This window comes from Pseudomonas sp. G1002 (genome assembly GCF_013385455.1).
In the GTDB taxonomy this organism is placed as follows: Bacteria; Pseudomonadota; Gammaproteobacteria; order Pseudomonadales; family Pseudomonadaceae; genus Aquipseudomonas.
Map to the genome: position 1 here is coordinate 23209 of NZ_JACAPY010000033.1, position 15473 is coordinate 38681.

Below are 15473 nucleotides of genomic sequence, written 5' to 3' on the forward strand. Positions count from 1 at the left end.
CACGTTCGAAGCAAAAAAAACCGGCCTGAGAAGGCCGGTTTTTTTATGTGCGGGATTTGGCTTCAGTCGCCGAAGTCTTCCCAGCCGCCCATCTGTTTCCAACGGTTGACGATGCCGCAGAACAGCTCGGCGGTCTTCTCGGTGTCGTAGCGGGCCGAGTGGGCCTCACGACCGTCGAAGTCGATACCGGCAGCCTGGCAGGCCTTCGCCAGCACGGTCTGGCCATAGGCCAAACCGGCCAGGGTCGCAGTGTCGAAGCTGGAGAACGGGTGAAACGGGTTGCGTTTCATGTCCAGGCGCGCCACGGCGGCGTTGAGGAAGCCCAGGTCGAAGCTGCTGTTGTGGCCCACCAGGATCGCGCGTTTGCAGCCATTGGCCTTCAGGGCCTTGCGTACGCCACGGAAGATGTCGGTCAGCGCCGCTTCTTCACTGACGGCCATGCGCAGTGGGTGATCAAGCTTGATCCCGGTGAACTCCAGGGCCGCCGCTTCGATGTTGGCGCCTTCGAACGGCTCGACGCGGAAGAAGTGGGTGTGTTCCGGGAACACGAAACCCTGTTCATCCATGCCGATGGTCGTGGCGGCGATTTCCAGCAACGCATCAGTGGCGCAATTGAAACCGCCGGTTTCTACGTCGATGACAACGGGCAGGTAGCCACGGAAACGCTCGGCCATCGGGTGACGGGAACCGCCACCACCGCCGCCGTGTTCCTGGTCGTCGTCGTAATGGTCTTCACTCACGGGTGTTCCTCCAGCAGGCGCCAGCGCAGTGTTTCACCGGCGCGCAGCGGGATAACGGTCAGCTCGCCAAACGGCAGGCTGGTGGGGGCGGTCCAGTCTTCACGGACCAGGGTAATGCGGTCGGTATTCGCCGGCAGGCCATAGAAACGCGGGCCGTTGAGGCTGGCGAACCCTTCAAGCTTGTCCAGGGCGTTGCGTTGTTCGAACGCTTCGGCATACAACTCGATCGCCGCATAGGCGGTGTAACACCCGGCACAACCACACGCGGCTTCCTTGGCGTGTTGGGCGTGAGGTGCAGAGTCGGTACCGAGGAAAAATTTCTCGCTGCCACTGGTGGCGGCATCGAGCAGCGCTACCTGGTGCGTGTTGCGCTTGAGAATCGGCAGGCAATAGAAGTGCGGCCGAATCCCGCCCACCAGCATGTGGTTGCGGTTGTACAGCAGGTGATGCGCGGTGATGGTCGCGCCGACGTTGGCCGAAGCCTCGGTGACGAACTGCACGGCATCGGCGGTGGTGATGTGCTCGAACACCACCTTGAGGGTCGGGAACAGCTCGACAACTCGGCGCATGTGCTCGTCGATGAAGATCTTTTCACGATCGAACACATCGACATCGCCACGGGTGACTTCACCGTGGATCAGCAACGGCATGCCCACTTCGGCCATGGCTTCGATGGCCGGCAGGATCTTGTCGATACTGGTGACGCCGGAATCGGAGTTGGTGGTCGCGCCGGCCGGGTACAGCTTGGCGGCGTGCACGAAACCACTGGCCTTGGCCTGGCGGATTTCTTCGGGCTGGGTGCGGTCGGTCAGGTACAGCACCATCAACGGTTCGAAGCGGCTGCCGGCCGGTCGTGCAGCGAGAATGCGCTGGCGATAGGCGTCGGCTTCCGCGGCGTTACGCACCGGAGGTACCAGGTTAGGCATGATGATGGCGCGGCCAAACGTGCGCGCTACATCGGCCACGGTTTGGGGCAACGCAGCACCATCGCGAAGATGAATATGCCAGTCGTCGGGACGCAGCAGGGTCAGGCGGTCGGACATTGGGGATTCCAGGCGGGTCAATCTGGTGGGAATGCTACCGGAAAAGACTCTTGCAGGCACTCGCTATCAAGTTTTGCAGGATGCGACCGATATCCCTGGGTATGCCTTAACGATGTATGACGCCTTGATGTGTTGTAGAAACCAGTGGAGCCTCCCGTGCGCCAGCATTATTTAGCCCTGCTCAGTGTGTTCGCCAGCCTGCCCGCGATGGCCCTCACGTTCCAGACACGTCTGGAGAATATTGAGTGGAAAGTGGAGGGCGATAAATTCGAGTGCCGCTTGACCCAGCCGATCACCGATTTCGGCTCGGGCGAGTTCGTGCGCCGGGCCGGCGAGCAGGCGACGTTTCGCCTGAAAGCCTTTAACGGCTCGTTGGGTGCCGGTTCCGCAACCCTGTTGGCGGCGGCTGCGCCGTGGCAGCCGGGGCGTGGCGATATCAACCTGGGGGCGGTGCGTGTCGGCAGTGGCGATGTGCTGTTCAACAGCTCCCAGGCCCAGGCCGGGCGTTTGTTTACCGGCCTGCTCGAAGGGCGCAGCCCGACGGTGCGGCACTATAGCCGCGACGGCGGTTACTCCGAGATCCGCCTGCTGCCGGCGAAATTCAGCAAGGCCTACAACGACTACCAACTCTGCACCACCAAGCTGCTGCCGATGAATTTCGAGCAGGTCAAACAGACCGAGGTGGGTTTCCCGGGTGGCGGCATCGAACTGGACGCGGCGGCCAGGAAAAAGCTCTCGGTGATTCTCGAATTCATGAAAGCCGACCCGACGGTTAACCACGTCGAGTTGAATGGCCACTCCGACAACAGCGGCAATCGCCTGACCAATCGCGACGTTTCGCGGCGTCGTGCATTGGCGGTGATGGACTACTTCAAGGCCAATGGCATCCAGGAATCGCAGATTACCCTGCGCTTTCATGGCGAAAGCTATCCGCTGGCGCCGAACACCAACGCGGCCAACCGGGCGAAAAACCGCCGGGTGAATATTCAGCTCGAACGGGTGGCAGCCCCCGAGAAACCGGCGCCCCAGGCCAAGGCGCCAGGCAACGCTGCCGCCACCTCATAAGGTGCGGCGTTTCGTCGCCCGCTCGACATAATCTGTCGCTTTATCTTCATTTGCTGTCGCGCCTCTGTAATTTCACGGTTTTGGTCGGTAGAATCGACGCCTTTCCGTACAACCCCGTGGAGTGATGGCATGGCCGACGTAAACAAGGTCGTTCTCGCGTATTCCGGCGGCCTGGACACTTCGGTGATCCTCAAGTGGCTGCAGGATACTTATAACTGTGAAGTGGTGACCTTCACCGCTGACCTGGGTCAGGGCGAAGAGGTCGAACCTGCACGTGCCAAGGCGCAAGCCATGGGCGTGAAAGAGATCTACATTGACGACCTGCGCGAAGAGTTCGTCCGCGATTTCGTTTTCCCGATGTTTCGCGCCAACACTGTCTACGAAGGCGAGTACCTGCTGGGTACTTCCATCGCACGTCCGCTGATCGCCAAGCGCCTGATCGAAATCGCCAACGAAACCGGCGCCGACGCCATTTCCCATGGCGCCACCGGCAAGGGCAACGACCAGGTGCGTTTCGAACTGGGCGCCTACGCCTTGAAGCCAGGCGTAAAAGTGATTGCTCCGTGGCGTGAATGGGACCTGTTGTCCCGTGAAAAGCTGATGGACTACGCTGAAAAGCACGCGATCCCGATCGAGCGTCACGGCAAGAAGAAGTCCCCGTACTCGATGGACGCCAACTTGCTGCACATCTCCTATGAAGGCGGCGTGCTGGAAGACACCTGGACCGAGCACGAAGAAGACATGTGGAAATGGACCGTCTCCCCGGAGAACGCTCCTGACAAGGCCCAGTACCTGGAACTGACCTACCGCAACGGCGACATCGTCGCGCTGGACGGCGTCGAAATGACCCCGGCCACCGTACTGGCGACCTTGAACCGTATCGGTGGCGAACACGGTATCGGCCGCCTCGACATCGTCGAGAACCGTTACGTGGGCATGAAGTCCCGTGGTTGCTACGAAACCCCGGGCGGCACCATCATGCTGCGCGCTCACCGCGCCATTGAGTCCATCACCCTGGACCGTGAAGTGGCTCACCTCAAAGACGAGTTGATGCCCAAGTACGCCAGCCTGATCTACACCGGCTACTGGTGGAGCCCGGAGCGTCTGATGCTGCAACAGATGATCGACGCTTCCCAGGTCCACGTGAACGGCGTTGTGCGCCTGAAGCTGTACAAGGGCAATGTGATCGTGACCGGTCGCAAGTCCGATGAGTCGTTGTTCGACGCCAACATCGCCACTTTTGAAGAAGATGGCGGCGCCTACAACCAGGCAGACGCGGCAGGCTTCATCAAGCTGAACGCGTTGCGCATGCGCATTGCGGCCAACAAAGGTCGCAAGTTGTTCTGAGTGTTGTAAGTTGCAATGAAAAATGGCCCCTCAAGGGGCCATTTTTTTTGGTTGAAAATACATCCGGAATCATCGGGCGCGCGCCTGTGTTTATTGTTCGCTTCGAAAAAGTTCAGGTACTCCAGGAGATGATCTGGAGTGTTTATATTTTTACGGGGGCAATGTTTATTAATTTCGCTCGATAAGTGATGCATTGTTGAAAGTGAGATTTTTTCTTGTAGGCAGGAACTATGTACTACAGAAAATTCACTCAGAAATGTACCGCGAATATGTCAGATGCTGACATGCCTGTAGGATTTATGGAGCGTTAGTAATTATGTCGAATGGAACTTTTAAAAACCCGGTTTCCCTCCGGGTTCACAGGTCTTCTGACAGCGCACAAGGGGCATTTCCTGAAACTTGTGTACGGCGCGTTTACCCGGGCCCGCGTAATCCTGGGAATTTTCACTCAAAATATGTTTGTGCTCGGAAAGTTCTGAAAGCCCCAACAAAACTGGATAGCTCCGATCTGGCGTTTTTTTGTAGGTTAAATCCTATGTCTTTGTGGGTTAGGTCTCTGCTTGCTGTTGCTTGGGGGGGAGCGCTATGCCAAGCGAGAAACGACTAGGCTATTGTGCTTACTCTTAATAATTCGAACAGCGAAATTGGACTTGCCCATGAATAAAGTGCTGATCGTGGATGATCATCCCGTCATTCGTCTTGCTGTGCGTATGCTAATGGAACGTCATAGTTATGAGGTCGTTGCCGAGACCGATAACGGTGTCGATGCCTTGCAACTTGCGCGCGAGCATATGCCGGACATTGTCATACTGGATATTGGAATTCCCAAACTCGATGGCCTGGAAGTTATATGCCGGCTGTCATCAACCAAACAGGCACATCCCTTCAAGGTGCTGGTGCTGACGTCCCAGGCGCCCGGGCATTTCTCGATGCGGTGCATGCAGGCGGGTGCTGCCGGCTACGTGTGCAAGCAACAGGATCTCACCGAGCTGTTGAGCGCGGTCAAGGCGGTGCTGTGCGGGTACAGCTACTTCCCCAACCAGGCGTTGAACTCGGTGCGCTCCACAATGGGTAACGCCAGCGAAGCGGACATGGTCGAGCGCCTGTCCGGCCGGGAGATGATGGTGTTGCAGCAGTTGGCCCGCGGCAAGACCAACAAGGAGATCGCCGATGGCATGTTCCTGAGCAACAAGACTGTGAGCACCTACAAGACCCGCTTGCTGCTCAAGCTCAACGCCCGCTCGCTGGTGGACTTGATCGAGCTGGCCCAGCGTAACGGCCTGGTGTAGGCCGGCCTCACATTTACATCCAGTCAGAAAAAAGCCTCCGCAAGGGAGGCTTCTGTTTATCGTTGGATCGATTAGAGATCGAAGTCGTAATCGGCCAACTGTTTTTGCAAGCGCCGCTCTTCCAGAAGGTTGTCGATGGTGCGGCGTTTGCTCAAATTGGTCTTGGCCACCTCTACCGGTGCTTCTGCTGCATCATCGTCGGATTCAGCGCCAACAACGTCGTCTTCTACATCCAGTTGTTCTTTGCCAGTGCTCATAAGGTTAACTCCAGGCTAAGACTGCCGTTGGCGCTCCTTATAACGATAATCTCGGGCCTGGTAAAAAAGATTTTTTCAATCGACTCATCGATAAAAGCAATGATGGCTCAATCGTCGGAAGTCTTTTCCTTGTATTCGCACAGGTCTTCGATGCGGCAGCTGCCACAGCGCGGCTTGCGGGCTTGGCAGACATAGCGTCCGTGAAGGATCAACCAGTGATGCGAGTCCAGCAGATACGGCTTGGGCACGAACTTCATCAGCTGTTTTTCCACTTCCACCACATTTTTTCCGCGGGCAATACCGGTTCGGTTGCTGACCCGAAAGATGTGCGTGTCCACCGCCATGGTCAATTGGCGAAATGCCGTATTGAGCACCACATTGGCGGTTTTTCGGCCAACACCCGGAAGGGCTTCCAGGGCTTCGCGCGTTTGCGGTACTTCGCTGCCGTGCAGTTCCACCAGTAGCCGGCAGGTCTCGATGACATTCTTCGCCTTGCTGTTGTACAGGCCGATGGTCTTGATGTATTCGGACAACCCCTCAACCCCCAGCGCGTAGATCGCCTCCGGGGTGTTCGCCACCGGATACAATTTAGCGGTGGCCTTGTTGACGCCGACGTCTGTGGACTGGGCCGAGAGAATCACGGCGATCAGCAACTCGAACGGCGAGGAGTAGGCCAGTTCGGTTTTCGGTTCCGGGTTGTCTTCGTGAAGCCGACGGAAAATTTCCAGGCGTTTTGCGGCGTTCATGGGGCGAGCGGTTCCTTGCGGACAGTCAGTGTGGTTACGAAAAACGGGCCCAATAACCCAAGCAGGATAAACGCGGCGTGCACCGGCAGTACACGCTTCATCACGTGGGGCCGGTGCTCAAGGGGTTCAGGTGCGGGCATCAGCCACCACCAGTGCTGCAAGCGCCTGCTCTGCCGTTTCGAAGTGCTGTTGCAGAATGATCAACTGCGACTGCTGTTCAAAGGTCGGCGGGTGGCCGAAAGCTTTCAGGGATTTGTGTAATTGGGCGCGGCTCATGGCCAGGTTGATCTTGGCCTTCTTCAAGGCGGCGTCCATGGCCGCGGCTTTTTGTGCACGAACCCGCTCAATGGCCGCCTGGACCGGGTTGACCGTGGCCGCAGCTACCGGGGCGGCGCGCTTGGAGCGTGCCTGGCGTTCGGCAAGTTTCTGTTCCTCTTCGCGTTGCAGCCGCGCGTTGCGCTGTTCAAACCGTCGCCGGGCCCGGTCGCGCTTGAGGCTGCGTGCCTCGCGTTCATGATCATTGGAGGCCAGCCCGCCGACAATCGGTACCACGGTGCTCAACGGACGCATTTCGATGCAATCAACCGGGCAGGGTGCTACACACAGGTCGCAACCCGTGCACTCGTCGACAATCACCGTGTGCATCAATTTGGCAGCACCGACGATAGCGTCCACCGGGCAGGCCTGGATGCATTTGGTACAGCCGATGCACTCCGCTTCACGGATAAACGCGATCTGTGCGGGCGCTTCCCCTCGAGATGTGTCCAACTCCAGCACCGGGAGCTTCAACAGCTGCGCCAGGCCTGCGATGGTTTCCTGGCCGCCCGGAGGGCACTTGTTGATCGCCTCGCCTTGGGCAATGCCTTCTGCGTAGGGCTTGCAGCCAGGATGCCCACATTTGCCACACTGGGTTTGCGGCAGCAGGGCGTCGATACGTTGAATCAGGCTCATGGTTTGATCATTGCGTTGGAACCCGGAAAAGCCACAGCCAACAACGGGCCGACAGCAAACAGAATCCGATTATCCGGCAAGCGAGGAGGGGGTACTAGCTTAAACCGCCCCATGGCCGAGACCATGAGGCAGTTAGCCATTGTTACTTGATGCGCTGACCCGGCTTGGCGCCGCTGTCCGGGCTCAACAGGTAGATCTCTTCACCGCCAGGGCCGGCCGCCATCACCATGCCTTCGGAGATACCGAACTTCATTTTCCGCGGCTTGAGGTTGGCGATCATCATGGTCAGGCGACCATCGAGCTTGGATGGGTCCGGATAGGCGCTCTTGATCCCCGAGAACACGTTGCGTTGTTCATCACCGATGTCCAGGGTCAGGCGCAGCAGCTTGTCGGCGCCTTCCACGGCTTCGGCCTTGAGGATCAGGGCCACCCGCAAGTCCACCGCAGCGAAGGCGTCGAAGTCGATTTCCGGCGACAACGGATCTTTCGCCAGTTCGCCATTGCCCGCAGGTGCAGCGTCGCCGGTATCGGTCTTGCTGGCCTCGAGGTCTTCTTTCGATGCGTCGGTCACGGCCTGCACTTTTACCGGGTCGATACGGGTCATCAGCGGCTTGAACTCATTCAACTGATGGTTGCCGAGCAGTGTCGCATGGTCATTCCAGGTCAGCGGCGGCACATTGAGGAACGCCTCGGCGTCGGCTGCCAGCAATGGCAATACCGGCTTGAGGAAGATCACCAACTGACGGAACAGGTTGACGCCTGTGGCGCAGATCGCCTGGACTTCAGCCTGCTTGCCTTCCTGCTTGTTCAGCGACCACGGCGCCTTGTCGGCGATCCAGGCGTTGGCGCGGTCGGCCAGGCCCATGATTTCGCGCATGGCCCGGGCAAAGTCGCGAGCTTCATAGGCATCGGCGATGCTCGGCGCGGCGGCCAGGAATGCATCGGTCAACTCAGGTGCGGCATTTTCAGCCACCAGCACCCCGGCGTTGCCCTTGTGGATAAACCCGGCGCAACGGCTGGCGATGTTGACGACCTTGCCCACCAGGTCCGAGTTGACCTTCTGTACGAAGTCTTCCAGGTTCAGGTCCAGGTCGTCGACACCACGGCCCAGCTTGGAGGCGTAGTAGTAGCGCAGGTATTCCGGCGACAGGTGGTCCAGGTAGGTGCGCGCCTTGATAAAGGTGCCACGGGACTTGGACATCTTCTGGCCGTTGACCGTCAGGTAACCGTGCACGGCAATGCCGGTTGGCTTGCGATAGCCCGAACCTTCAAGCATTGCAGGCCAGAACAGCGCGTGGAAGTTGACGATGTCCTTGCCGATGAAGTGGTACAGCTCGGCCGTGGAGTCCTTGTTCCAGAACGCGTCGAAGTCCAGCTCCGGCGTGCGGTCGCACAGGTTCTTGAAGCTGGCCATGTAGCCGATCGGCGCGTCCAGCCACACGTAGAAGTACTTGCCTGGTTCGCCCGGGATCTCAAAGCCGAAGTACGGCGCATCGCGGGAGATGTCCCACTGTTGCAGGCCGGCGTCCAGCCATTCGGCGATCTTGTTCGCCACGGCGTCCTGCAGGGTGCCGCTGCGGGTCCAGGTTTGCAGCATCTGCTGGAAATCCGGGAGCTTGAAGAAGAAGTGCTGGGAATCCTTGAGTACCGGGGTGGCGCCGGAGATGGCCGACTTCGGATCCTTCAGGTCGGTGGGCGCGTAAGTGGCGCCGCATTTCTCGCAGTTGTCGCCGTACTGGTCCTCAGTGCCGCATTTCGGGCAGGTGCCCTTGATGAAGCGGTCGGCCAGGAACATTTTCTTTTCCGGGTCGAAATACTGGGTGATCGAACGCGTGGCAATGTGCCCGGCGTCCTTGAGGCGCAGGTAGATCTGGCTCGACAGCTCGCGGTTTTCGTCGGAGTGGGTCGAGTGGAAGTTATCGAAATCCACCAGGAACTCGGCAAAGTCGGCGCTGTGTTCAGCCTGGACATTGGCGATCAGTTGTTCCGGGGTGATCCCTTCCTTCTCGGCGCGCAACATGATGGCCGAACCGTGGGCGTCGTCCGCGCAGACATAAATGCATTGATTGCCGCGATGCTTCTGGAAGCGCACCCACATATCGGTCTGGATGTACTCAAGCATATGGCCAAGGTGGATGGAACCATTGGCATAGGGCAGGGCGCTGGTGACGAGGATCTTGCGTGGCTCGGACATGGGGCTCGGCTACTTGATGAAACGGAGGTCGGCCACTATAAAGCGCCGGGAAATTTATTTCACCCCGTGCGGCTGTTTCCGGATTTTCCCACAGGCCGAAAGCGTGCCGCTGGGGCGCTGGAACGGTTAGGATAGCCGCCTGTTTTAGTCAGTCTTTTTTCGGGAGTAGCCCATGAGCGCCGTCAATCGCGCAGCGGTGGAAGCCGTTCTTCGCCAGTACACCGACCCCTACCTGAACCAGGACCCGGTCAGCGCCGGGTGCGTACGCGCCATCGACGTGCAGGGTGACAAGGTTTCGGTCCAGCTTGAGCTGGGTTACGCCGCAGGCCTGTTCAAGAGCGGCTGGGCGCAGATGCTGCAAATGGCCATCGAAGGCCTGGACGGCGTCAGCGCGGCCAGGGTCGACATCCAGTGCGTGATCGCCCCGCACAAGGCCCAGGCGCAGATTCCGGGCCTGGCCAACGTCAAGAACGTGGTGGCCGTGGCTTCCGGCAAGGGCGGCGTGGGCAAATCCACCACCGCCGCCAACCTGGCCCTGGCCCTGGCCCGGGAAGGCGCGCGGGTCGGGATTCTCGACGCCGACATCTATGGCCCGAGCCAGGGCGTGATGTTTGGCATCCCGGAAGGCACCCGGCCGAAGATCAAGGACCAGAAATGGTTCGTGCCGATCGAGTCCCATGGCGTGGAAGTCATGTCCATGGCCTTCCTGACCGATGACAACACACCGATGGTCTGGCGCGGCCCGATGGTATCCGGTGCGTTGCTGCAACTGGTCACCCAGACCGACTGGGGCAATCTGGACTACCTGGTGATCGATATGCCGCCAGGCACCGGCGATATCCAGCTGACCCTGGCGCAGAAAGTGCCGGTGGCCGGCGCGGTGATCGTCACCACACCGCAGGACCTTGCGCTGCTGGATGCCCGCAAGGGTGTGGAGATGTTCCGCAAGGTCAACATCCCGGTGCTGGGCGTCGTGGAAAACATGGCGGTGCACATCTGCTCCAACTGCGGCCACGCCGAGCATCTGTTCGGTGAAGGCGGCGGCGAGAAGCTCGCGACCCAGTACGGCGTGGAACTGCTGGCGTCATTGCCGCTGTCCATGGGGATTCGTGAGCAGGCTGATGGCGGCAAGCCGACGGTGGTTGCCGAGCCCGATGGCCAGATTGCCATGGTCTACCAGGAGCTGGCGCGCCACGTAGGCGCGCGAATCGTCCTGCAGGAAGCAGAGGCCCAGGCAATGCCGACGATTACTGTCAGCGACGACTGATCCACCGGATGGGAAAAAAGCCTCGACCTTGTCGGGGCTTTTTCTTGCCTGATGAACAGCAACGAGGCGTTTTTTACTCTTTTACGTAATTGCTGGTGTAAGCATTCACTTACTTTTTCGTAAGCGTTTGGGTTTTTTCATCGACGGGGGCGTCTTGAATTGATTGCCTATATTTCTATCTAGTTGAAATATAAGGATTATTTATTCGCGTTTGAGCGCGTAAATCGAAAATCCGGCGGGTTGGATCCCGTTGAACTTCCCCGTGAACTCTCTAAGATCAGCCCTGTGTCCACGGATTGACACAGTCATCAAGGAACGATGATTCAGGGAACCTCGCAGGATGCGATTCATCAGGACGATGAAAAGGAACACAGGGACTAGGGAAAAAATGTGGGCGGGTCATACCGCCCCTTTTTTTTGCCTGTAGAAAAGTGAAACCTGCCCCGCAGAAATGCAAAAAGGCCCGCAAGGGGCCTTTTGGAGGGCATCGACGCTATCAGCGTTCGAGGTCGGCAATCTTGCCTTTTTTGCCATCCCACTCTGCCGCATCCGGCATCGGGTCTTTGCGCTCAGTGATATTCGGCCAGATTTCCGCCAGCTCAACGTTCAACTGAATAAATTCCTGCATCTCTGCCGGGACTTCGTCCTCGGAGAAAATAGCGACGGCCGGGCATTCTGGTTCACACAGGGCGCAGTCAATGCACTCGTCCGGGTGGATGACCAGGAAATTCGGGCCTTCGTAGAAGCAGTCCACCGGACACACTTCTACGCAGTCGGTGTACTTGCACTTGATGCAGTTGTCGGTGACGACGAAGGTCATTTCTAATTTTCTCCTCAGGCGGCGGCAGCGAAACCCTTTGTAGCAGGGCTCGCGAGGTTCGGGAGCGATAGTCTGCAGGCCAGGCTAAAAGCCCGCAGCATCCCAAACCGCGCGAGAGTCTACCAGCTTGCAAGCGTCTGCGTTATATCCGAGTCTTCAGTGCATATAACATTTCGAGCGCTTTTCGCGGCGTCACGTCATCCAGGTCAAGCTTAGCCAACTCATCCAGTACCGGATGAGGCAGGCTGGCGAACATGTCGCTCTGGTGCGGCGCGCTGGGTTTGTTGCTGGCCTTGGCCGGGCTGGCCACTGGAATCTCATGGGGCAGCGCGGTTTCTTCCAGGCGGCTCAGGTGCTCGCGAGCACGGGTAATCACCTCGGCCGGCACCCCCGCCAGTTGCGCCACGGCCAGGCCGTAACTCTGGCTTGCCGGGCCGGGCAGCACGTGGTGCAGGAACACGATGCGCTCGTTGTGCTCGGTGGCATTGAGGTGCACGTTGGCTACCAACGGCTCGTTTTCCGGCAGCACGGTCAGTTCGAAGTAGTGCGTCGCGAACAGCGTATATGCCCGCAGGTGCGCCAAACGCTCGGCCGCCGCCCACGCCAGGGACAGCCCGTCGAAGGTGCTGGTGCCGCGGCCCACTTCGTCCATCAGCACCAGGCTGCGTTCGGTGGCGTTGTGCAGGATGTTGGCGGTTTCGCTCATTTCCACCATAAAGGTCGAACGGCCGCCGGCCAGGTCATCGCTGGAACCGATCCGGGTGAAGATGCGGTCCACCAGTGACAATTCGCAGCTTGCCGCCGGCACGAAGCTGCCGATATGCGCCAGCAGCACGATCAACGCGGTCTGACGCATGTAGGTGGATTTACCGCCCATGTTCGGACCGGTGATCACCAGCATGCGGGTATCGTCGTCCAGCGACAGGTCGTTGGCGACGAACGGCGTGGTCAACACCTGCTCCACCACCGGGTGGCGACCTTGCACGATGCGCATGCACGGCTCGCTGACAAAGCGCGGGCAGTTCAGGTCAAGGTTCAGGGCACGCTCGGCCAGGTTGCTCAGTACATCCAGCTCGGCCAGGGCGGCTGCGGTGTCCTGCAACGGCGCAAGCTTGTCGATCAGGCTTTCGAGTAAGGCTTCGTAGAGCATTTTCTCCCGGGCCAGGGCGCGGCTTTTGGCCGACAGCGCCTTGTCTTCGAACTCTTTAAGTTCCGGGGTGATAAAGCGCTCGGCGCCCTTGAGGGTCTGGCGACGCTGGTAATCGATCGGCGCCTGCTCGGCCTGCTTGCTCGGCAACTCGATAAAGTAGCCGTGCACGCGGTTGTAGCCGACTTTCAGGTTGGCCAGGCCCGTGCGGGCTTTTTCGCGGGCTTCCAGGTCGATCAGGAACTGCCCGGCGTTCTCGCTCAGGGATTGCAGTTCGTCCAGCTCGGTGTCGTAACCGGTTTTCAACACGCCACCGTCACGGATGATCGCGGGCGGGTTGTCGATGATGGCTTTTTCCAGCAGTGCCGCCAGTTCCGGGTAGGTGCTGGTGGTGACGGCAAGCTGCTGCAGGTGCGGCGCTTCCAGTTCAGTCATCGCCGCTTGCAGTTGCGGCAGGGCGCCAAGGGCATCGCGCAGGCGTGCCAGGTCGCGGGGCCGCGCGTTGCGCAGGCCGATCCGCGCAAGGATCCGCTCGATATCGCCGATTTCCTTGAGCTGCGGTTGCAGCTTTTCAAAGCGGTATTGATCCAGCAGGCACGTAATAGAAGTTTGACGGGCTTGCAGCACGGTCAAGTCCCGCAGCGGGCGGTTCAACCAGCGGGTCAGCAAGCGGCTGCCCATGGCGGTCTGGCAACGGTCGACCACCGATTGCAGGGTGTTGTCGCGACCGCCCGCCAGGTTGGTGTCCAGTTCCAGGTTGCGACGGCTGGCGCCATCGAGCACCACGGTGTCGTCCAGACGTTCATGACGCAGGCTGCGCAAATGCGGCAGGGCAGTGCGCTGGGTTTCCTTGGCATAGCTGAGCAGGCAACCGGCGGCGCCGATGGCCAGGGTCAGGGTTTCGCAACCGAAGCCCTTGAGGTCTTGCACGGAGAATTGCTGGCACAGGCTTTTCAGCGCCGAATCACGCTCGAAATCCCACGGCGCACGACGCTTGGTCCCACGGCGACGTTCCGCCGGCAGGTCCTTTGGCCAGTCGTCCGGGATCATCAACTCCACCGGGTTGACGCGCTCAAGCTCCGCCAGCAGATTCTCCCAGCCCTTGATCTCCAGCACCGTGAAGTTGCCACTGGTGATATCCAGGACTGCCAGGCCGAACAGGCGTTCGTCCCCCAGTACTGCCGCGATCAGGTTGTCGCGACGCTCATCCAGCAGCGCCTCATCACTCACCGTACCCGGCGTAATGATGCGCACCACCTGGCGTTCCACCGGGCCCTTGCTGGTGGCCGGGTCGCCGATCTGCTCACAGATCACCACCGACTCGCCCAGCTTCACCAGCTTGACCAGGTAACCTTCCAACGAATGATATGGAATCCCGCACATCGGAATTGACTGCCCGGCCGACTGCCCGCGCGCGGTCAGGGTGATGTCCAGCAACTTGGCCGCCTTCTTCGCGTCTTCATAGAAGATCTCGTAGAAGTCGCCCATGCGGTAGAACATCAACTGATCAGGGTGCTGGTTTTTCAGGCGCCAGTACTGCTGCATCATCGGGGTGTGGGAGGACAGATCGGAAGTGTTTTTACTCATTGGATAGTTGGCAAATTCGTTGAAAGTGATGGGGCAAAGGGGGCGCTTGGCCCAGCATTTTTTGCAATGGGCGCAAGGTTAACACGCGCGGTCGGGGCTTCGCAGTGCACAAACGGTCAGGTCAAATTCGCTGCTCCATGCATTAAATATGCAAATTAGCATTTGCCAAGCATCAAAACTGCCTGCACTATCCGCGTTATGCAAAAACGCAACGTTTCTATCGTCTTAAGAGAGCTGCTGGACCGCGACCGGATCTCCCCCACGGAGCTTCACCGGCGTACCGGCGTGCCTCAATCCACACTGTCCCGGATCCTCAGCGGCAAGATCGTTGATCCGTCGGACAAGCACATCTCGCGCATCGCCGATTACTTCCAGGTCAGCACCGATCAGCTGCGCGGGCGCGCAGGGCTGGTGCCGGCGCGGTCGGACGAGCGTGACCCGATGCATTCGGAACTCAAGGACATAAGCCTGTGGGACGACGAAACCCCCGTTAATGATGACGAGGTGTCGATCCCCTTTCTGCGCGAGGTTGAATTGGCTGCTGGATCAGGAAGATTCGTCATCGAGGAAAGCGAGAAGGCCAGCCTGCGATTCGGCAAGCGCAGCCTGCGGCATAACGGTGTGCAGTTCGACCAGGCCAAGTGCGTGACGGTGCGCGGCAACAGTATGTTGCCGGTGCTGCGCGACGGCGCCACCGTAGGTGTCAATGCGGGCAAATGCGGGATTGGTGACATCGTCGATGGCGATCTTTACGCCATCAATCACAACGGCCAGCTACGGGTGAAACAGCTCTATCGCCTGCCTTCCGGGATTCGCCTGCGTAGCTTCAACCGCGATGAACATCCGGACGAGGACTACAGCTTCCAGGAAATCCAGGATGAACAGATCAGCATCCTTGGTCACGTTTTCTGGTGGGGCATGTACGCCCGCTAACCCTTCTGTGTAAGACAAAGCCCGCCAGTGAGCGGGCTTTTTTTCGTCTGCGTAAAACCACCAAACCCTTTGCCTGCGGGGCTATAA

Annotated in this window: 12 protein-coding genes and 1 pseudogene; 5 read left to right on the plus strand and 8 right to left on the minus strand. The window is 59.2% G+C overall.

What is annotated here, in order from left to right; all coding sequences use genetic code 11:
* Positions 1 to 62 precede the first annotated feature (62 nt).
* Together rnt and pyrC are read right to left on the minus strand one after the other, a co-directional pair.
* The gene (gene rnt / locus HX801_RS21810; RefSeq protein WP_003208704.1) at positions 63 to 740 is read right to left on the minus strand and encodes a ribonuclease T; all 678 of its coding nucleotides are present in this window, start codon (positions 738 to 740) and stop codon (positions 63 to 65) included.
* Positions 737 to 1783 carry a dihydroorotase gene (gene pyrC, locus HX801_RS21815; RefSeq protein WP_003208703.1) on the minus strand — a complete coding sequence of 349 codons (1047 nt, stop codon included), beginning with the start codon at positions 1781 to 1783 and terminating at the stop codon, positions 737 to 739. Before pyrC ends, rnt begins: the two co-directional genes overlap by 4 nt.
* A 156-nt stretch (positions 1784 to 1939) precedes the next feature.
* Here pyrC and HX801_RS21820 point away from each other — a divergent pair, with 156 nt between their 5' ends.
* The 3 genes from HX801_RS21820 (at position 1940) to HX801_RS21830 (ending at position 5484) form a co-directional block, all read left to right on the plus strand.
* Complete coding sequence (locus HX801_RS21820; RefSeq protein WP_087695280.1) at positions 1940 to 2848, plus strand: OmpA family protein; 909 nt, start codon at positions 1940 to 1942, stop codon at positions 2846 to 2848.
* A gap of 129 nt (positions 2849 to 2977) precedes the next feature.
* Positions 2978 to 4195: an argininosuccinate synthase gene (locus HX801_RS21825; protein WP_003208700.1), complete on the plus strand. Its 1218-nt coding sequence runs from the start codon at positions 2978 to 2980 to the stop codon at positions 4193 to 4195.
* A 656-nt stretch (positions 4196 to 4851) separates the two neighbouring features.
* The gene (locus tag HX801_RS21830) at positions 4852 to 5484 is read left to right on the plus strand and encodes a response regulator transcription factor (RefSeq protein ID WP_003208698.1); all 633 of its coding nucleotides are present in this window, start codon (positions 4852 to 4854) and stop codon (positions 5482 to 5484) included.
* Positions 5485 to 5555: 71 nt separating this feature from the next.
* On the opposite strand, the gene HX801_RS21835 is transcribed toward HX801_RS21830, so the two are convergent.
* The 4 genes and pseudogenes from HX801_RS21835 to metG form a co-directional block, all read right to left on the minus strand.
* Complete coding sequence (locus HX801_RS21835; RefSeq protein WP_003208696.1) at positions 5556 to 5741, minus strand: PA3496 family putative envelope integrity protein; 186 nt, start codon at positions 5739 to 5741, stop codon at positions 5556 to 5558.
* A gap of 107 nt (positions 5742 to 5848) precedes the next feature.
* Positions 5849 to 6487, minus strand: coding sequence for an endonuclease III (gene nth / locus HX801_RS21840; RefSeq protein ID WP_010170146.1), 639 nt, complete (start codon positions 6485 to 6487; stop codon positions 5849 to 5851).
* A 150-nt stretch (positions 6488 to 6637) separates the two neighbouring features.
* A pseudogene (rsxB, locus tag HX801_RS21845) lies at positions 6638 to 7459 on the minus strand (electron transport complex subunit RsxB); the annotation flags it as partial.
* 121 nt (positions 7460 to 7580) lie between these two features.
* Entirely contained in the window at positions 7581 to 9632 is a 2052-nt protein-coding gene (gene metG / locus HX801_RS21850; protein ID WP_177022712.1) for a methionine--tRNA ligase, read from the minus strand.
* 172 nt (positions 9633 to 9804) lie between these two features.
* Here metG and apbC point away from each other — a divergent pair, with 172 nt between their 5' ends.
* A complete protein-coding gene (gene apbC / locus HX801_RS21855; protein WP_102369833.1) occupies positions 9805 to 10899 on the plus strand; it encodes an iron-sulfur cluster carrier protein ApbC in 1095 nt (364 codons plus the stop codon).
* 496 nt (positions 10900 to 11395) lie between these two features.
* On the opposite strand, the gene fdxA is transcribed toward apbC, so the two are convergent.
* Both fdxA and mutS read right to left on the minus strand, forming a co-directional pair.
* Complete coding sequence (fdxA, locus tag HX801_RS21860; RefSeq protein WP_003208688.1) at positions 11396 to 11719, minus strand: ferredoxin FdxA; 324 nt, start codon at positions 11717 to 11719, stop codon at positions 11396 to 11398.
* Positions 11720 to 11861: 142 nt separating this feature from the next.
* Entirely contained in the window at positions 11862 to 14453 is a 2592-nt protein-coding gene (mutS, locus tag HX801_RS21865) for a DNA mismatch repair protein MutS (protein WP_177022713.1), read from the minus strand.
* Positions 14454 to 14651: 198 nt separating this feature from the next.
* On the opposite strand from mutS, the gene HX801_RS21870 reads away from it, so the two are divergent.
* Positions 14652 to 15386, plus strand: coding sequence for an XRE family transcriptional regulator (locus HX801_RS21870; protein ID WP_023659216.1), 735 nt, complete (start codon positions 14652 to 14654; stop codon positions 15384 to 15386).
* The last annotated feature ends 87 nt before the right edge of the window (positions 15387 to 15473 follow it).